The organism is Nonomuraea sp. NPDC048826, assembly GCF_043198225.1.
Classification (GTDB): Bacteria; Actinomycetota; Actinomycetes; order Streptosporangiales; family Streptosporangiaceae; genus Nonomuraea.
Map to the genome: position 1 here is coordinate 480,664 of NZ_JBICUQ010000002.1, position 16,944 is coordinate 497,607.

Genomic DNA, 16,944 nt, shown 5'->3' on the forward strand with positions numbered 1-16,944 from the left:
GAATGTCCCAGGTTCACAAGAAGGTGCTCGTCGTCGGAATGGACGGCCTGCGCTTCGACCGGCTGCGCGCGCTGCGCCCGCCGGTCCTGACGTCGCTGATGTCCGCGGGCGCGTACGGCACGAGCCTGCTGCCGTACGGGGAAGAAGCGGCCCCGCGCACCGAGTCCCCCGGCGAGGTCGTCCCGGAGCCACCGGCGGAGCCGGCGCCGCCCGGCGAGCGGGTGATCAGGGCCAGGACCGACTCCGGCCCGGGATGGTCGTCGATCGCCAGCGGGGTGTGGCCGGACAAGCACGGCGTGGTGGACAACGGGTTCGCAGGAGCCCAGTTCACGAAATATCCGGACTTCTTGACGCGGGCACAGGAGGCGCGGCCCGGCCTGTCGACCGCGGCGTTCTTCTCCTGGGCCGCGCTCGACGAGCACGGCGCCTTCGGCCGCGAGATCGGCCACCGCCTCGTGCTCGACGGATACGCGCTCACCTTCGCCGGCGCCGACAAGCGGGTCGCCGCCGAGGCCGAGCGCCACCTGGCGGAGGCCGGGCCCGACCTGTCGTTCGTCTACCTGGGCGACACCGACGAGGTGGCGCACGAACTCGGGCCGCTCTGCCCCGAGTACACCGCCGCGCTGATGGCCCAGGACGCCGCCCTGGGCCGCTTCGTCGACGCGGTCCGCGCCCGTCCCTCGTACGGGGAGGAGCGCTGGACGGTGCTGGTGACCACCGACCACGGCCACGTCGACCAGGGCGGCCACGGCGGCGCCTCGGACGAGGAGCGCCGGGTGTTCGTGATCGCCGCCCGGCTGGGCTCGGACCTGGGCGGGCTGTCGCTGGTGCGGCCCCGGCTGGTGGACGTGGGCCCGACGGCGCTCGCCGAGCTGGGCATCCCGGTGGATCTCGATTGGGACCTGGACGGAGTTCCTCTGGTCATCTGAATGTTCATCAATTGTTGAATTTCCCGCCCCGAAGGTGAAGACTCGAATCAACCGGACGAGGGGCGGGAGGACCGATGGTGCTTGACCTTTCCCAGGTGCACGGCGGCATGCTCGCGGAGACGGGAGGCAAGGCCGCCAATCTCGGCGAGCTGATCGGCGCGGGCCTGCCCGTCCCGCCGGGCCTGGTGGCGACCACCGACGCCTACCGGCGGGTCGCCGACGAGGCGGGGCTGGACGGGCTGATCGCCGCGGGCGGCGACGGGCTCGCGGCGAAGGTCCGCGAGCGGCTGCTCGCCGCCCCCGTCCCGCCGGACATCGCCCAGGCCGTCACGGACGCGTACGAGAAGCTCTCGAAGACGGCGGGCGCGGCGGTGGAGGGCGGCTGGGCTCCGGTGGCGGTGCGGTCGTCGGCGACGGCCGAGGACCTGCCGTTCGCCAGCTTCGCGGGCCAGCAGGACACCTACCTCAACGTGACCGGCCCGCAGCAGGTGCTCGACGGGGTGCGCCGCTGCTGGGCCTCGCTCTGGACCGACCGGGCCGTCGCCTACCGCGAGGCCAACGACGTGGACCACGCCGCCGTCAGCCTGGCCGTCGTGGTGCAGGCGATGGTGGACGCCCGGGTGGCCGGCGTGATGTTCACCGCGAACCCGGTGACCGGCAGGCGGCGGGAGGCGGTCATCGACGCCGCCCGCGGTCTCGGCGAGGCCGTCGTGTCGGGCGCGGTCAACCCCGACCGGTTCGTCGCCGACGCCCGCACCGGAGAGATCCGTGAGCGCCGCGCGGGCGACCAGCGGCTGCTCATCCGGGCGCTGCCGGGAGGCGGCACCGAGCGGGTCGACACGCCCGAGCCCGGCGGGCTGTGCCTGACCGACGACCAGGTGCGGGCGCTGGCCGCGCTCGGCGCGCGGGTCGAGGAGCACTACGGCGCGCCGCAGGACACCGAGTGGGCGATCGACGCGGACGGCGAGCTCTGGCTCACCCAGTCCAGGCCGATCACCACCCTGCACCCGCTGCCCGAGCCCCGGGGCGACGGCCTGCGGGTGTACATCTCGGTCAACGTGGCGCAGGGCGTCATGGGGCCGATCACGCCGCTGGGCGTGGCGTCGATCAAGCTGCTGGGCGCGGGGGCGGCGACCGCGTTCGGGCGGCCGCCCGCCGACCCGCGCGAGGGGCCGCCGGTGCTGCACGCGGCGGGGGAGCGGCTCTGGATCGACATGACGGCGCCGCTGCGCAGCCGGGTCGGCCGGGTGATCGCGCCCCGGATCCTGCGGGTGGGCGAGGCCCGCGCGGAGGCGCTGGTGCGCGACCTGATCGAGGACCCGCGGCTGTCGATGGTGCACACCTCGCGCCGCCCGTTCCTGCGCGCCGTGGCCGGGTTCGCCCGCCGGCGGCGGGTGCCCGCCAAGGTGTTCCAGGCGCTCACCCGCCCGGAGCGGGCGCTCGCGTACACCCGCAAGCTCGGCCAGGACCTCGACGCGCACCTCGCGCCGCCCGCGACGGCCACCCCCGGGGAGCGGCTGCGGCACGCCGAGCGGCTGCTCTCCACCGCCTTCCCCGCCATCGTGTCGATCATGCCGATGGCGCTCACCGGCTACGGCCTGTACGGGCTGGCGGCGAAGCTGTCCGGGACCCCGCTGGGCGAGCTGCAGGAGGTGCTCCGCAGCGTCCCGAACAACCCGACCACCGAGATGGACCTGGAGCTGTGGCTGCTCGCCACCCGCATCGAGCCGGAGCCGTTCCTCAGCGAGCCGGTGGACGAACTGGTCCGCCGCTACCGCGCAGGCACGCTGCCTCCCACGGCCCAGCGCGAGATCGCGGCCTTCCTCGACGTGTACGGGCACCGCGGCGTCGCCGAGATCGACCTCGGCGTGCCGCGCTGGTCGGACGAGCCCGGCCACATCCTCGGCGCGCTCTCCAACTACCTGCGCATGGACACCGGCGCCGGACTCGCCCCCGACGCGCTGTTCGCCAAGGGCGAGACGGCCGCCCGGCAGGCCGTGGAGGACGCCGTGGCCGCCGCCCGCCGCCGGGGCCGGATCCGGGCCGCTGTCGTCCGGTTCGCCCTGGGCCGGGCCCGCCGGCTCGTGGGGCTGCGCGAGCTGCCCAAGTTCTACCTGGTCAAGGTCCTGGCAGGGGTACGCGCGAGCATGCTGGAGGTGGGCCGCCACCTGACCGGCGAGGGCGTGCTGGACGCGCCTGACGACGTGTTCTTCCTGGACTACGCGGAGCTGGACGCCGCCGTGGCCGGCACGGGCGAGGGGCTCCGGGAGACCGTCGCCGCCCGCCGGGAGGTCCGCGAGCGGGAGCGGCGGCGCAGGCACGTGCCGCGGATCATGCTGTCGGACGGCACCGAACCCGAGGCCGTGGCCAGGATCGGGGTGCCCGAAGGCGCGATCATCGGCACGCCCGCGTCGTCCGGCACCGTCACCGGGACGGCCCGGGTCGTGCTCGACCCGGTCGGCGCCCGCCTGGAGCCAGGCGAGATCCTCGTCTGCCCGTCCACCGACCCCGGCTGGACCCCGCTGTTCCTCACCGCGGGCGGCCTGGTCATGGAGATGGGCGGCGCCATGTCGCACGGCGCGGTGGTGGCGCGGGAGTACGGCATCCCCGCCGTGGTCGGCGTCCCCGACGCCACCCACCGCATCCACTCCGGCGACACGGTGACGATGAACGGCGCCGCCGGCACCGTCACCGTCGACGAGTGAGCGTCACCCCGTCACCACGCTCGCGTAGCGCTCCTTCATCGTGGCCACCACCTCGTCCGGATCCGCCGCCCAGACGTCGGCGTTGAAGATCTCCACCTCGACGTCACCGGCGTATCCGGCGGCGGCCACCGCCCGGCTGATCGGCGGGAAGTCGATCACCCCGTCGCCCATCATGCCCCGGCCCAGCAGCACGTCGGCGGGCAGCGGGTGCAGGTAGTCGCACACCTGGTAGGACGCGATCCGCCGGCCCGCCCTGCCGATCTGCTCGTACAGCGCCGGGTCCCACCACACGTGGAAGGTGTCGACCACGACCCCGACCTGCTCCTCCGGGTACGCCAGCGCCAGGTCGAGCGCCTGCCCGAGCGTGGACAGCACGGCCCGGTCCGGACAGTAGACCGGGTGCAGCGGCTCCAGGGCCAGCTTCACCCCGCGCTCTCCCGCGTACGGCGCCAGCGAGGCGAGCGCCTCGGCCACCCGCTCGCGCGCCCCGGCCACGTCACGGGAGAACCCGGCCGGCAGCGGCTCGCCAGGGCGCACCCCGGGCAGCCCGCCCACCACCATCACCAGGCAGGCCGCGCCGAGCTCGGCGGCCTCGTCCACGGCTCGCCGGTTGTCCTCCAGCGCCTCGGCGAACGCCCGCCGGCCTTCCTCGCCGGGCAGCCCGCCCGCCGTCAGGAAACCGCCCCGGCACAGCGACGAGACCCGCAGCCCCGCCTCGCGCACCAGCTTGGCGCTGCGCGCCAGGCCCGTCTCGGCCACCTTCTCCCGCCACAGGCCGACGGCCTCCAGACCGTGCCTGGCACAGCCGTCCACCGCCTCGGGCAGCGACCACCGCCGCGTCGTCCACTGGTTCAGCGACAGGCTCACAGCCCGTTCACCTCCAGCAGCGCCCGCATCCGGCGCACCGCGAGCTCCTGGTCGGCCAGCAGCCCCGCCCGGTCGGCCAGCCGGAACACCTCCGTCAAATGGGTCAGCGACCGGGCCGACTGCGCGCCGTTCACCATCGCGAACGCGTCCTGGTGACCGTTCAGCCAGGCCAGGAACACGATCCCGGTCTTGTAGTGGAACGTGGGCGTCTCGAAGATCTTGCGCGACAGCGGCACCGTCGGCGCCAGGATCTCCTCGTACGAGGCCAGCAGCCGGTCCCTGTCCCGCTCGTCGGCGGCGGACTCGGCGGCGTCCAGCGCCCGCAGCGCCGCGGCGGCGGCCGGCGCGATCGCGTCGAAGATGCCCAGCAGCGCGTGCGAACCCGTTCTGATCAGCGACGGATAGTTGAAGTCGTCGCCCGTGTAGAGCCTGACGCCCGCGGGCAGCGCGGCGCGCAGCCGCACCTCGTGCGCCTCGTCCAGCAGCGAGACCTTCACCCCGTCCACCATCGGGGCGTGCGCGTGCACCAGCTCCAGGAACGACTCCGTGGCCGCCGCGACGTCGCGCGACCCCCAGTAGCCCGCCAGCCGCGGGTCGAACATCTCGCCCAGCCAGTGCAGGATCACCGGCCGGTCGGCCAGCCCGAAGAGCTTCCCGTACACCCGGTGGTAGTCCTGCGGCCCTGTGGCGACCGCGGCGAGCTGACGGGACGCCATGATGATCACTCCGGCGCCGGTCTCCTGGACCGTCTCCAGCTGCTCGGCGTACGCGGCGGTGATCGTGTCCAGGTCGGCCGCGTCCGGCGCGTGGTCGGTGCCGGCGCCGCACGCGACCAGCTCCGCCGGGTCGCCCAGCGTGCCCGCCTCGGCGGCGCTGCGCCTGATCAGCTCGCGGGTGGCGGTCCAGTCCAGGCCCATGTTGCGCTGCGCGGTGTCCATCGCGTCCGCGACCCGCAGCCCGTACGACCACAGATGGCGGCGGAAGCGCAAGGTGGCGTCCCAGTCGACGGCGGCCGGCGCGCCCGGGGTGTTGTCACCCAGCGGGTCGGCCACCACGTGCGCGGCCGCGTACACCACGCGGCTGGTCGCCGGGCCGCCGCCGGACGGCCACGTCACCGGCTCGCGCAGCGTGTACGGGCCGCCGGGCAGGTCGATCCTCACAGTGCCGGCACCTCGATCCTGCGCCCCTCGGCCGACGAGCGCAGGCCCAGCTCGGCCAGCTGCACGCCGCGCGCGCCCGAGGCGAAATCGTACGGGAACGGCCCGTCCTCCAGCACGTGACGGACGAACAGCTCCCACTGGATCTTGAAGCCGTTGTCGAACTCGGCGTTGTCCGGGACCTCCTGCCAGTCGTCACGGAAGCGGGCGGTCACCGGCAGGTCGGGGTTCCACACCGGCTTGGGGGTGGCGGCGCGGTGCTGCGCCCGGCAGTTGCGCAGGCCGGCGACGGCGCTGCCGTGCGTGCCGTCCACCTGGAACTCCACCAGCTCGTCCCGGTTGACCCGGACCGTCCAGGAGGAGTTGATCTGCGCGACGGCGCCGCCCTCCAGCTCGAAGATCCCGTAGGCGGCGTCGTCGGCCGTGGCCGCGTAGCGCCGGCCCCGCTCGTCCACCCGCTCCGGGATGTGCGTGGTGGCGTGCGCGTACACCGACGTGATCCGGCCGAACAGGTTCTCCATCACGTAGTGCCAGTGCGGGAACATGTCGAGCACGATGCCGCCGCCGTCCTCGGCCCGGTAGTTCCACGACGGGCGCTGCGCCTCCTGCCAGTCGCCCTCGAACACCCAGTAGCCGAACTCGCCGCGCACCGACAGGATCCGGCCGAAGAAGCCGCCGTCCACCAGCCGCTTGAGCTTCAGCAGGCCCGGCAGGAACAGCTTGTCCTGCACCACGCCGTTCTTGACGCCCTTGGCCGTGGCGGCCTCGGCCAGCGCGACCGCCTCCTGCACCGACTCGGCGGTGGGCTTCTCGGCGTAGACGTGCTTGCCCGCGTCGATGGCCTTCAGCACGGCCTTGACCCGGGCCGAGGTGACCTGGGCGTCGAAGTAGACGAGGTTGTCGTCGTCGGCCAGCGCGGCGTCGAGGTCGGTCGTGTGGTCGGGGATGCCGTGGGCGGCCGCGATCCGGGCGACCTTGTCGGCGTTCCTGCCGACCAGCACCGGCCGCAGGGTCACCCGGCTGCCGTCGGAGAGCGTCACGCCGCCCTGCTCGTTGATCGCCAGGACGGAGCGGACCAGGTGCTGGCGGTAGCCCATCCGTCCGGTGACGCCGTTCATCACGACGCCGATGGTGCGCACGCTCATGGGGATCCTTTCACGGAAAGCGCTTTCCCGAACCGTACGGCGGAGCTGCCTGAGGCGTCAAGAGCCGCTCCACGGAACTCCAGCTCGATAGAGCCTGGTAGAGGCCGCCAGGGCTCGCTCACGGACTCCGGCCTGGAGGGGTTGTCAGGGCTCGCTCACGAGCCCCGGCCTGGAGGGGTTGTCAGGGCTCGCTCAGGGGCCCCGGCCTGGAGGGGTTGTCAGGGCTCGCTCAGGGGCTCCAGCCTGGCCAGTGCCGTGGCGAGGGGGCGGGCGGTGAGGGCGAGCTGCCACTCGCGGGCGCCCAGCTTGCGCAGCCGGGCGCCGACGCTCTCGTCGGTGATCAGCTCGGGCGGCTCCCAGGTGAGCCTGCGCACCGCGTCGGGCTGCAACAGGTTCTCCATGGGCATGTGGTGCTCGTCGGCCAGTGCGGCGACCACGGCGCGCGCCGCCGCGAGCCGCTTGGCCGCCGCGGGGTCGCGGTCGGGCCACCGGTTGGCCGGCGGCGGCCCGTCACCGGCCGTGCTCGGCTGCGGGAGCTGGCTGTCGGGCAGGGCGCGGGCCCTGGCCACGGCCGCCAGCCAGTCGTTCATGTGGCGGCGGGCGCTGCGCCCGGTGAAGGCGGAGATCTCGGTGAGCGCCTTCTTGGTGCGCGGGCCCTCCAGCGCGGCCGTCACGATCGCCGCGTCGGGCAGCACCCGGCCCGGAGCCAGGTCGTTCTCGCGGGCGATCCGGTCGCGCATCGTCCACAGCTCGCGCACGATGGCCAGCGCGCGCACGTTGCGCACCTTGTGGATGCCGGAGGTGCGCCGCCACGGGTCGGCGCGCGGCACCGGCGGCGGCGTGTTGAGCACCGCCTCGAACTCCTCGCGCGCCCACTCCAGCTTGCCGGACTCTGTCAGCTCCCGGTGGAGCGCGTCGCGGAGCTCCACCAGGACCTCCACGTCGAGCGCGGCGTAGCGCAGCCACGCCTCGGGCAGCGGCCTGGTCGACCAGTCGGCGGCCGAGTGGCCCTTCTCCAGCCGCAGCCCCAGCACGGTCTCCACCATCGTGCCGAGCCCCACCCGCTCGTAGCCGAGCAGCCGGCCGGCCAGCTCGGTGTCGAAGATGTAGCGCGGCCGGAACCCCAGCTCCAGCAGGCACGGCAGATCTTGGGACGCGGCGTGCAGCACGATCTCCGCCTCGGCGACGGCCGTGTCGAGCGCCGACAGGTCGGGGCAGGCGACGGGGTCGATCAGCGCCGTGCCGGCGCCGTCGCGGCGCAACTGCACGAGGTAGGCGCGGTTGCCGTAGCGGTAGCCCGAGGCGCGCTCGGCGTCGACCGCCACCGGCCCCGCGCCGGAGGCGAACGCCTCGACGGTGCGCGCGTAGGCGTCAGGGTCGGCGACGATCGGCGGGATGCCGTCGCGCGGCTCAAGGAGCGGGACGACGGTTCGCTCTTCGGTCACGAGGTCACCACCCTCATGACACCGCTGCTGTGTTGTCTGGTGCCCTCACGTCGTTCGGTCACTCTCCGGATCTTCGCGTCTGCGAGGCATGGCGGCCACGTCAGGGGGGAGCGGCGGGATCCCGGCCGCCACGCACATGAGGTCGCACCAGGCGGCGACATGCCCGGACAGGTCCTCCTGCGCGGGGGACCAGGACGCCCGCAACTCGAGCTCGGTGGTGACCGGGTCGTCGGCCTTGTTGCCGAAGCCCTCGGACACCGCTCTTGTCACGGTACCGCCGGCGGCGGAGTAGTCGGCGTGATGGGCGTCGAGCGCTTCGGTCAGCCAGCTCCACGCCACCGGACCGAGCAGCGGGTCGGAGGTGATCTCCGGCTCCATGTCGGCCCGTACGTAGGCCACGAGCCGGAACGGGCCGTCCCAGCCGCGCTGGCCGTCTGGATCGTAGAGCAGGATCAGGCGGCCGACCGCGAGCTCGTCGTCGTCGCGGTAGACCGAGGCGCCGATGGCCGCCGAGTGGGGGGCCAGGCGCTGGGGGGCGGGCAGCTCCTCGAGCTCGATCTCCGGCCTGACCTCGGCCAGCCGCAGGCTCTCGGCCGCGCGACGGAACGCCGCGGGGGCCGGCGGCCGGTCACCGAGGGTCATAGTCGAAGAGTAGGTCGAAGCGGGGCGGAAGGGGACCACGGGGGTGCTCATCGTGCGCGGTCACACCGTCGCCAGCTGGCGGACCGGGCGAGTGGTCTGGGCAGAACCGAGGATGACGGCGTGGCCGCACGAGACGCAGGCCCACTCCGGGCACTCGCCGGGCTCGTGCCCGTCGGCGCAGCCGGGCTGCTCGAACAGCCGCTCTCCGGCGCAGGACGCGCAGTGCCCGCTGCGGCACTCCGCGGAACTCCACAACGCTGTCATCGCACCAGTCATCGAACCGGGGCCTTTCTTCGGGTCGTGGCTCCGACGTTGGCACGAGCGACTGACATTTCCGCGCAACGCGCTCGGCGTGTCCCGAAAGTGGATGCCGAATCGATGCCGCGCGGTGCCTTTGCCGACAATTGGCCCCCTTGGGACCGGCAACCAGCCGTCCCTTGGGATGGCCTCGACTCCGAGGGCCGGCGATGAAACGTCCACCCCCACATCTGATCATGGATCGGGGGGTGGCCGACGGGATTTTCCCGACAACGCGCCGATGGCAGGACCGCGAGCCCGCCATGGCACCCTTGAGGGGTGACTCTCGCCGACTCCGCCTTCCTGCGCGCCTGCCGCCGCCAGGAGGTTCCGCACACCCCTGTCTGGTACATGCGCCAGGCCGGGCGCTCGCTGCCCGAATACCTCAAGGTGCGCGAGGGCGTGCCCATGCTCACCGCGTGCGCCACGCCCGACCTGATCGTCGAGATCACCATGCAGCCGGTCCGCCGCTACGGCGTCGACGCGGCCATCTTCTTCAGCGACATCGTGGTGCCGCTCAAGGCCATCGGCGTCGACCTCGACATCAAGCCCGGCGTCGGCCCCGTCGTCGCCGACCCGATCCGCGACCGCGCCGGGCTCGACGCGCTGCGCCCGCTGGAGCCCGGCGACGTCCCGTACGTGACCGAGGCGATCGAGGCGCTGGTCGGCGAGCTGGGCGACACCCCGCTGATCGGCTTCGCCGGCGCCCCGTTCACGCTCGGCTCCTACCTGATCGAGGGCGGGCCGTCCAAGAACCACGACCGCACCAAGGCCATGATGTACGGCGAGCCCGAGCTGTGGCACGCCCTCATGGACCGGCTGGCCGGCATCGTCCTCGAACACCTGCGCCTCCAGATCGCGGCCGGCGCCTCCGCCGTCCAGCTGTTCGACTCGTGGGTGGGCGCGGTGGCGGCGGAGGACTACCGCGAGTTCGTCCTGCCGCACACCCGCCGCATCTTCGCGGGCCTGGAAGAGCTGGGCGTGCCGCGCATCCACTTCGGCGTCGGTACGGGCGAGTTGCTCGGCCTGCTCGGCGAGTCGGGGGCGGACGTCGTCGGCGTCGACTGGCGGGTGCCGCTCGACGAGGCCGCCCGCCGCGTCGGGCCCGGCAAGGCCCTGCAGGGCAACCTCGACCCGGCCATCCTGCTGGCCCCGTGGGAGGTCGTCGAGCGCAAGGCCCGCGAGGTGCTGCGCCGCGGCGCGGCGGCCGAGGGCCACGTCTTCAACCTCGGCCACGGCGTCCTCCCCTCCACCGACCCCGACCAACTCAAGCGCCTGACCGACCTGATCCACACCTCCTGACGCTGACTGCCCAGGCCGCGCCACCCGGGCGCCGGCGGCCGGGGTGTTGCATGCCGGGAGCGCTGCGCGCCAGGGTGTTGCCCGCCACGGTCCCTGACTGCCCAGGCTCCGGTCGTCCGGGCGCCGACCGTTCCAGCCCTACCGGGTCGGGCGCTGACCGCCCCACCCCCTTTGGCTACTTCGACAGGAGGGTGGGGGCTGGTGCCGGGGCGTAGGTGGGTGGCTCAGGCGGTGGAGGGGTCGGGGTCCGGGGTCGGGGGGCGGGGGGTTCTGCGGCGGCGGCGCCGGAGGGCCACGATGGCCAGGAGCACCAGCGGGGTGATCACCACGAGCCACGGCAGCAGGGCGCCGAGGACCGTCACCAGCACCAGCAGGAAGTCCACCAGCGACTCCCAGCCCGCCTGCAGGCCGCCGAGGAACCCGGGAGGCTCGTCCGACGGCGTCGTCACCGCCGCGGCCGGGCCCACCAGGCGCAGCGTGAGCGTGGCCATGGCGGTCTGCTCGGCGAGGGTCTTCCGCTGGGCCTGCAGCGACTCCAGGTCCGCCTCACGCGTGGCGATCTCGCGCTCCACGTCCAGCACCTGGCCGATCGTGTTCGCCTTGGTCAGCAGTGTGCGCAGCGACTCCAGTGACCGCTCGGCCGACTTCACCCGGCTTTCCACGTCGGCCACCTTGAGGGTGACGTCCTCCGTCTGCTGGTTCAGCGACAGCCGCTCGCCGAGGTCCCGGCCGAGCCGGGTGAGCACCTCGGGGTACTTCGCGGGCGGGATCTTGAACTCCATCTCGGCCGACGCGTTGGAGTGCTCGGACGAGCGGCTCTCCTCCTTGGCCAGATGGCCGCCGGCTTCGGTGACGACGTCCTTGGCCTGCTGGGCGGCCGCGGCGACGTCCTTCACCCGGACCGTCATCCGGCCGGTGTAGATGACCTGACGCTCCTGACGGGTGACCTCCACCCCGGAGGCGGGGTTACGCTCCGCCGCGTCCTTGGCCTCGCCGTCGTCGGCGTTCAGGGCCTGCGACTCCTGGACCGGGGCGGCGGCGGGTGCTTCCGCGGACCCGGCCGAATCGGCCGACCCGCCGCCGCCACCGCATCCGGCTATCAGCAGGGCCGCGCACCCGGCCACCAGCGCGGCGATCGTCTGCTTTGTCCTCATGACCGGTAGACGGCTCCGGCCGGGGCCGGGGTTTGATCGGGACCATCACGGTACGATCACGTCTCGGTGTCGCGACCGCAGGCCTCCGGCGGCGACGACGGCCACGGCGACCGCGGCGGTGATCGTCGAGACGAGCCGCACGTCGAAGTGGGACCCGTTCACGGGGAACAGCTGCCAGCCGAGATTGACCGTCATGTGGAAGAGCGCCATGGCGAAGACGCTGTCCCCTGTCCGGCCGTACAACCACACCATGATCACCCGGATGGCGACGGTGCCGAGCGACCACCAGGCGATCCAGGACACCGGGCGCTGCACCAGCAGCAGCGCCGGCCAGTGCCACACCGCCCAGAACGCTCCCAGGACGAGCGCGGCCCCCAGCGGGCCCCACCGTTCCCGCAGGGGCGCGGTGGCGTACCCGGACCAGCCGAGTTCCTCGCACACGGCCCCGGCGAAGAACCCGAGCGCGAGCAGCACCGTCAGCGTCAGCGAGAAGTCGGGGTCGGGCACGCCTGCCCCCGTCAGCCGCAGCACCACGTACGACGCCGTCACGACGGCCGGATACAGCAGCAGGACGGGGACGTACCAGATCGTGGCCTTGACCCGCCGACCGTCGAACGCCCGGGCGAGCAGCGCCCGCGCGCCCGACGGCCCGGACCGCCGGTACTCCAGCCAGAGCGCGGCGACCGCCGGGCAGACGAACGCCAGCGCGGCCAGGGGGAGCCCGGGCAGGATCCGCGCTCCGCTCACCGCGTCCACGGCGAGGAAGGGCACGGTGAGCACCAGCATTAAGACGAAGAAACTTGGGATACCATGTCTCATCGAAGCAACGTACCAAGCCGCCCAGGGAGCGTCCATGCCGGAGCCCGCCCCCCGCCGCAGGCCGCGCCTGAGCGACCAGGAGACGCGGCGGCGGATGCTCGACGCCGCGCTCGCCCTGGTCGAGCAGGACGGGCTGACCGTCGGTCTCGACCACATCAGCGTCGAGGACGTCATCCAACGGGCCGGGGTGTCACGCACCGCGGTCTACCGGCGCTGGCCGTACAAGGACCTCTTCCACGCCGACCTGCTGCGCGAGCTGGCGCGCGGCGCCGCGCCCGCCGCCGCGGTCGACGAGGAGGCCACCCGGCGGCTGCTCGGCTCGGTGCTCGACGGGCGCGCCGCCGAGCTGGCCACCCCGCGGGGCAGGCACGACCTGATCACCGAGTTGCTGCGGGTGAGCGCCGCGGGCGACTTCGAGGCCATCCACCGCTCCGCCGGGTGGCGCACCTACCTGGCACTTCAGGCCACGTTCCTCAGCCTGCCCGACGGCGAGCTGCGCGCCGACGTGGGGGAGGCGCTGCGGCGGTCCGAGTCGCGGTTCGTCGACCGGGTCGCGCGCGGCTGGGAGCTCGTCGCGACCGCCCTGGGCTACCGGCCGCGCCCGGAGGCCGGCGGCGGCTTCCCGCTCATCGCGACCCTGGCCTGCGCGAGCATGCGCGGGCTGGTCCTGATGGCCCTGCCGGACCCGGAGCTGCTCACCCGCCGGGTGCCCGCCAACCCGGCCGGCGCCTCCGCGCCCGCCGACTGGTCGCTCATCGGCCTGGCGGCGGCCGGCATCGGCGTCACCTTCCTCGAACCCGACCCCGGCGTCACGTGGGACGACGAGCGCACGGCCGCCGTGCGGGCCTTGTTCGCCGGGCCCTGATCCGCGTGTCCCCCGATCTCCTGACCGGGACCGGGAGGCGGTAGCGTCAGGAAGCGTGGAAGGGAATCGCGCACACGTCGCCGTCATCGGCGGTGGCATCTCCGGCCTGGCCGCCGCGTGGCACCTCAAGCAGGGCGCGGGCGAGCAGATCAAGGTGACGGTGCTCGACGGCGCCTCTCGCGTCGGCGGCAAGCTGTACGCGACGGAGGTGGCCGGGGTCAGCCTCGACGTCGGCGCGGAGGCCATGCTGGCCAGACGGCCCGAGGGCAAGGAGCTGGCCAGGGCGGTGGGCATGGGCGACGACCTGGTGCACCCGGGCACCGCCTCGTCGGCCATCTACAGCAGAGGCGTGCTGAGGTCGCTGCCCAAGGGCCAGATCATGGGCGTGCCGTCCGACCTGGCCGAGCTGGCCAAGTCGGGCATCCTGTCGCCGGGCGGCCTGCTGCGGGTGCCGCTCGACCAGATCTTCCCTGCCACCCTGGTCCGCACCGACGTGTCCGTCGCCGCCTACATCCGCGCCAGGGTGGGCGGCGAGGTGCTCGACCGGCTGGTCGAGCCGCTCCTCGGCGGCGTGTACGCGGGACGCTCCGAAATGCTGTCGCTGGAGGCGACGATGCCGCGGGTCGCCGCCGCGGCCCGCTCCGAGCGCTCCCTGCTCGCCGCCGCCCGGCACATCGCGCAGGAGGCGCCCAAGGACGCCGGCCCCGTCTTCACCACGCTCCGCGCCGGCATGGGCAGCCTCCCGGAGGCCGTCGCCAAGGCGTCCGGGGCCGACGTCAGGACCGGCGTCACCGTACGCGAGCTGCACCGCACCGAGCACGGCTGGCGGCTCGTCACCGGGCCGGTGCCCAGGCCGGAGACCGTCGAGGCCGACGCGGTGATCATCGCGGTGCCCGCGCCCGCCGCCGCCCGCCTGCTGAAGGACGAGGTGCCGGGCGCCGCGACCGAGCTGGCGCGCATCCAGTACGCCAGCATGGCCGTCGTCACCCTCGCCTACCCCGCCGCGGCCTTCCCCGAGCGGCCCGCGCGCAGCGGCTACCTGGTGCCCCCGGTCGAAGGCCGGGTCGTCAAGGCGGTCACGTTCAGCTCGGTCAAGTGGCCTCACCTGTCACGCGACCTGGTGCTGCTGCGCTGTTCCATCGGCCGGATCGGCGAGGAGCACCTGTTGCAGCGCGACGACGCGGAGCTGGTCTCGCTGGCCATGGCCGAGATGAGCGAGGTCATGGGAGCGCGCGGGCTCCCGCTCGACACCCGCGTCACCCGGTGGGGCGGAGCCCTGCCGCAGTACAACGTGGGCCACATCGACCGGGTGGCGCGCGTGCACGCCGCCGTCTCCGGGCAGCCGGCGCTGGCGGTCTGCGGGGCGGCCTACGACGGGCTGGGCATCCCCGCCTGCATCGCGACCGCTCGCACGGCCGCCTCCCGGATCCTGGACCACCTGTCCCAGCGAGGAGAATCAGAGTCATGACGCAGGACGCAGCGCGGCCCAAGGCCCGCGATCTCAACCAGGTGATCCGCTACACCATGTGGTCGGTGTTCCAGGCGAGCGAGCCGCTCACCGGCGCCCGCGACGAGGTCGGCGCCGAGGTCGAGGAGCTCCTGGAGCAGGCCGCGGGCAAGGACGTGGTCACCCGCGGCCTCTACGACGTGGCCGGCCTGCGCGCCGACGCCGACTACATGTTCTGGTGGCACGCGCCGACGCCCGAGGCCCTGCAGGACGTCTACTCCCGCTTCCGCCGCACCGCCCTCGGCCGGCACAGCCGCCCGGTCTGGTCGGCGATGGCGCTGCACCGGCCCGCCGAGTTCAACAAGTCACACATCCCGGCCTTCCTGGCCGAGGAGGAGCCGCGCGCGTACGTGTGCGTCTACCCGTTCGTCCGCTCCCTGGAGTGGTACCTCCTGGAGGACTCCGAGCGGCGGGCGATGCTCGCCGAGCACGGCCGGATGGCGCGCGACTACCCCGACGTGCGGGCCAACACCGTCTCGTCCTTCGCGCTCAACGACTACGAGTGGATGCTGGCCTTCGAGGCCGACGAACTGCACCGCATCGTCGACCTGATGCGCACCCTGCGCGGCGCCCAGGCCCGCCGGCACACCCGGCTGGAGATCCCCTTCTACACCGGCGTCCGCAAGCCGGCCCGCGAGCTGGTGGCGGACCTGCCCTGAGCCGGACGCCTCAGCGGGTGGGGGCGTCCTGCCCGGCGGTCGATCCGGCGGTCGATCCGGTGGCCGGTTCGGCGGTCGGTTCGGCGTTCGATACGGCGGTCGGCTCGGCGTCCTGCTCGGGGCCGGGCTCGGCGTCGGGTGATTCCGCGGGCGGTGGCTCGTCCGGGCGGCCGGTGCCGAGGACGACCGCCGCCAGCAGCACCACCGCGCAGACGACGCCCAGCATCACCCGATAGTCGAGGGCCGCGATCAAGCTGGCGCCCACGGCGATGGAGGCGACCTGCGGCACCGTCACACCGAACTCGAACGCGGCGAAGACGCGTCCGCGCAGGTCCTCCGGGGTGCGCCGCTGGAGCGAGGTGGTGGCGCCGATGACGATCCACGGCGCCGCCACGCCCAGCACCAGCATGCCCGCGATGACGACCGGGACGATCGGCACGGTCAGCAGCAGGCTGCTCGCCCCGACCATGACGAGCGCGATGACCACCAGCCCGCGCTCGCCGGCGCGGCGGATCACCCCGCCCGCGACCGCGCCGCCGGCGATGGTGCCGACCGCCTGCGCCCCGGCGAGCACCGCGAGGAACGTGGCCTGCAGCGCCAGGCCGTCGGTGACCACGGCGATGGCGATGGACTCGAAGAAGCCGATGACGAGCATCGTGAGCGCGCAGGCGATGACGAGCCTGCGCAGGACGGCGGCGTCGCGCAAGAAGCGCAGGCCGCCCGTGGTCTCGGCGATCAGCGGCTGACCGGTCCTGGTGGGGCGCGGCTCCGAGACCCGGATGAGGAGCACGGCCCCGGCCGCGACGACGAAGACCACCGCGTCGATCACCACGACCACCTGGGCGCCCTGCCAGGCGAACACCCCCGCGCCGATGATCGGGGCGAACACCCTGAGGAGACCGCGCATCGACTGCACCGCGCCGTTGGCGTCGCCGAGCTGGTCCTCCGGGACGACGGTGGGCAGGAAGGCATTCTGCGCCGGTCCGGTGACGCTGCCCAGCGCGCCGTACAGGAACATGATCACGTAGACGAGCCAGACGTCGTCCCGGTCCTCGACCAGCAGGAGCAACAGCACGACGGCCGCCGACGACAGGTACGAGGCGGCCAGCAGCGGGCGGCGGCGGAAGCGGTCCACCAGGAGACCTGACAGGGGCAGCACCAGGCTGCCGCCGGCGAACGCGAACATCACCAGCCCGGCGGCCGGCGTGCTTCCCGTGAGTGTTTTCACCCAGATGGCCATGGCCAGGAAAAGCGCATAGTCGCCGAGGTTGGAAAGCACGTCACCGAGAATGTAGTAGCGCATCTGCGGACGCTTGAGTAGTTGCGCCATTTCCGGCTCTCTTCCCATCGCGGCTGCTTATCGGGCGTCACTGTAACACCGGCCGAGGGCCGCCTGGCCGAACCTGGCGCGAACTTGCCACCTTGCTGCCTGCCTGCTCGTGGCCGGGCTC

15 protein-coding genes are annotated in these 16,944 nt (G+C 73.4%); 6 read left to right on the plus strand and 9 right to left on the minus strand.

Translation table 11 applies throughout. The annotated features are described in order from the left end of the window. The first annotated feature begins 2 nt into the window (after positions 1 to 2). Positions 3 to 929, plus strand: a complete 927-nt coding sequence (locus ACGFI7_RS07930) for an alkaline phosphatase family protein (protein WP_393400624.1) — start codon at positions 3 to 5, stop codon at positions 927 to 929. Positions 930 to 1,003: 74 nt separating this feature from the next. Continuing rightward, positions 1,004 to 3,634 carry a PEP/pyruvate-binding domain-containing protein gene (locus ACGFI7_RS07935; protein ID WP_393400627.1) on the plus strand — a complete coding sequence of 877 codons (2,631 nt, stop codon included), beginning with the start codon at positions 1,004 to 1,006 and terminating at the stop codon, positions 3,632 to 3,634. 3 nt (positions 3,635 to 3,637) lie between these two features. Here the strand turns inward: ACGFI7_RS07935 and ACGFI7_RS07940 are convergent, their stop codons facing one another. From ACGFI7_RS07940 to ACGFI7_RS07965, 6 genes are all read right to left on the minus strand, one after another. Beyond that, a complete protein-coding gene (locus tag ACGFI7_RS07940) occupies positions 3,638 to 4,501 on the minus strand; it encodes a sugar phosphate isomerase/epimerase family protein (protein ID WP_393400630.1) in 864 nt (287 codons plus the stop codon). Further along, positions 4,498 to 5,661: a dihydrodipicolinate synthase family protein gene (locus ACGFI7_RS07945; protein WP_393400633.1), complete on the minus strand. Its 1,164-nt coding sequence runs from the start codon at positions 5,659 to 5,661 to the stop codon at positions 4,498 to 4,500. The genes ACGFI7_RS07940 and ACGFI7_RS07945 overlap by 4 nt, the downstream gene beginning before the upstream one ends. Next, positions 5,658 to 6,803 carry a Gfo/Idh/MocA family protein gene (locus ACGFI7_RS07950; RefSeq protein ID WP_393400635.1) on the minus strand — a complete coding sequence of 382 codons (1,146 nt, stop codon included), beginning with the start codon at positions 6,801 to 6,803 and terminating at the stop codon, positions 5,658 to 5,660. Before ACGFI7_RS07950 ends, ACGFI7_RS07945 begins: the two co-directional genes overlap by 4 nt. A gap of 218 nt (positions 6,804 to 7,021) precedes the next feature. Next, the gene (locus tag ACGFI7_RS07955; RefSeq protein WP_393400637.1) at positions 7,022 to 8,248 is read right to left on the minus strand and encodes an HRDC domain-containing protein; all 1,227 of its coding nucleotides are present in this window, start codon (positions 8,246 to 8,248) and stop codon (positions 7,022 to 7,024) included. Between the two features lie 45 nt (positions 8,249 to 8,293). Continuing rightward, the gene (locus ACGFI7_RS07960) at positions 8,294 to 8,890 is read right to left on the minus strand and encodes a DUF3000 domain-containing protein (protein ID WP_393400639.1); all 597 of its coding nucleotides are present in this window, start codon (positions 8,888 to 8,890) and stop codon (positions 8,294 to 8,296) included. A gap of 60 nt (positions 8,891 to 8,950) precedes the next feature. Beyond that, positions 8,951 to 9,154, minus strand: a complete 204-nt coding sequence (locus ACGFI7_RS07965; RefSeq protein WP_393400641.1) for a hypothetical protein — start codon at positions 9,152 to 9,154, stop codon at positions 8,951 to 8,953. Between the two features lie 336 nt (positions 9,155 to 9,490). Between ACGFI7_RS07965 and hemE the strand changes: the two genes are divergently transcribed. Beyond that, positions 9,491 to 10,489, plus strand: a complete 999-nt coding sequence (hemE, locus tag ACGFI7_RS07970; RefSeq protein WP_393401892.1) for a uroporphyrinogen decarboxylase — start codon at positions 9,491 to 9,493, stop codon at positions 10,487 to 10,489. Between the two features lie 224 nt (positions 10,490 to 10,713). On the opposite strand, the gene ACGFI7_RS07975 is transcribed toward hemE, so the two are convergent. Together ACGFI7_RS07975 and ACGFI7_RS07980 are read right to left on the minus strand one after the other, a co-directional pair. Beyond that, the gene (locus ACGFI7_RS07975) at positions 10,714 to 11,643 is read right to left on the minus strand and encodes a DUF4349 domain-containing protein (protein WP_393400643.1); all 930 of its coding nucleotides are present in this window, start codon (positions 11,641 to 11,643) and stop codon (positions 10,714 to 10,716) included. 45 nt (positions 11,644 to 11,688) lie between these two features. Continuing rightward, positions 11,689 to 12,429, minus strand: a complete 741-nt coding sequence (locus ACGFI7_RS07980; protein WP_393400645.1) for a CPBP family intramembrane glutamic endopeptidase — start codon at positions 12,427 to 12,429, stop codon at positions 11,689 to 11,691. A gap of 67 nt (positions 12,430 to 12,496) precedes the next feature. Between ACGFI7_RS07980 and ACGFI7_RS07985 the strand changes: the two genes are divergently transcribed. From ACGFI7_RS07985 to hemQ, 3 genes are read left to right on the plus strand one after another with little or no spacing between them, the layout of a single operon-like run. Continuing rightward, positions 12,497 to 13,327: a TetR/AcrR family transcriptional regulator gene (locus tag ACGFI7_RS07985; protein WP_393400647.1), complete on the plus strand. Its 831-nt coding sequence runs from the start codon at positions 12,497 to 12,499 to the stop codon at positions 13,325 to 13,327. 55 nt (positions 13,328 to 13,382) lie between these two features. After that, on the plus strand, positions 13,383 to 14,795 hold the full coding sequence (hemG, locus tag ACGFI7_RS07990; protein WP_393400650.1) for a protoporphyrinogen oxidase: 1,413 nt from the start codon (positions 13,383 to 13,385) through the stop codon (positions 14,793 to 14,795). Beyond that, positions 14,792 to 15,493, plus strand: a complete 702-nt coding sequence (hemQ, locus tag ACGFI7_RS07995; protein WP_393400652.1) for a hydrogen peroxide-dependent heme synthase — start codon at positions 14,792 to 14,794, stop codon at positions 15,491 to 15,493. The genes hemG and hemQ overlap by 4 nt, the downstream gene beginning before the upstream one ends. Positions 15,494 to 15,503: 10 nt before the next feature. Here hemQ and ACGFI7_RS08000 read toward each other — a convergent pair whose 3' ends face one another. Beyond that, positions 15,504 to 16,823: an MFS transporter gene (locus ACGFI7_RS08000; RefSeq protein ID WP_393400654.1), complete on the minus strand. Its 1,320-nt coding sequence runs from the start codon at positions 16,821 to 16,823 to the stop codon at positions 15,504 to 15,506. Between the last annotated feature and the right edge of the window lie 121 nt (positions 16,824 to 16,944).

Excerpts from the sequence above, each read along its gene's own strand:
- ACGFI7_RS07930 (WP_393400624.1), top strand. The coding sequence starts at position 3 with ATGTCCCAGGTTCACAAGAAGGTGCTCGTCGTCGGAATGGACGGCCTG.
- ACGFI7_RS07935 (WP_393400627.1), top strand. The coding sequence starts at position 1,004 with ATGGTGCTTGACCTTTCCCAGGTGCACGGCGGCATGCTCGCGGAGACG.
- ACGFI7_RS07950 (WP_393400635.1), bottom strand. The coding sequence starts at position 6,803 with ATGAGCGTGCGCACCATCGGCGTCGTGATGAACGGCGTCACCGGACGG.
- ACGFI7_RS07960 (WP_393400639.1), bottom strand. The coding sequence starts at position 8,890 with ATGACCCTCGGTGACCGGCCGCCGGCCCCCGCGGCGTTCCGTCGCGCG.
- ACGFI7_RS07965 (WP_393400641.1), bottom strand. The coding sequence starts at position 9,154 with ATGACAGCGTTGTGGAGTTCCGCGGAGTGCCGCAGCGGGCACTGCGCG.
- ACGFI7_RS07975 (WP_393400643.1), bottom strand. The coding sequence starts at position 11,643 with ATGAGGACAAAGCAGACGATCGCCGCGCTGGTGGCCGGGTGCGCGGCC.
- ACGFI7_RS07980 (WP_393400645.1), bottom strand. The coding sequence starts at position 12,429 with ATGCTGGTGCTCACCGTGCCCTTCCTCGCCGTGGACGCGGTGAGCGGA.
- ACGFI7_RS07985 (WP_393400647.1), top strand. The coding sequence starts at position 12,497 with ATGCCGGAGCCCGCCCCCCGCCGCAGGCCGCGCCTGAGCGACCAGGAG.
- hemQ (WP_393400652.1), top strand. The coding sequence starts at position 14,792 with ATGACGCAGGACGCAGCGCGGCCCAAGGCCCGCGATCTCAACCAGGTG.
- ACGFI7_RS08000 (WP_393400654.1), bottom strand. The coding sequence starts at position 16,823 with ATGGCGCAACTACTCAAGCGTCCGCAGATGCGCTACTACATTCTCGGT.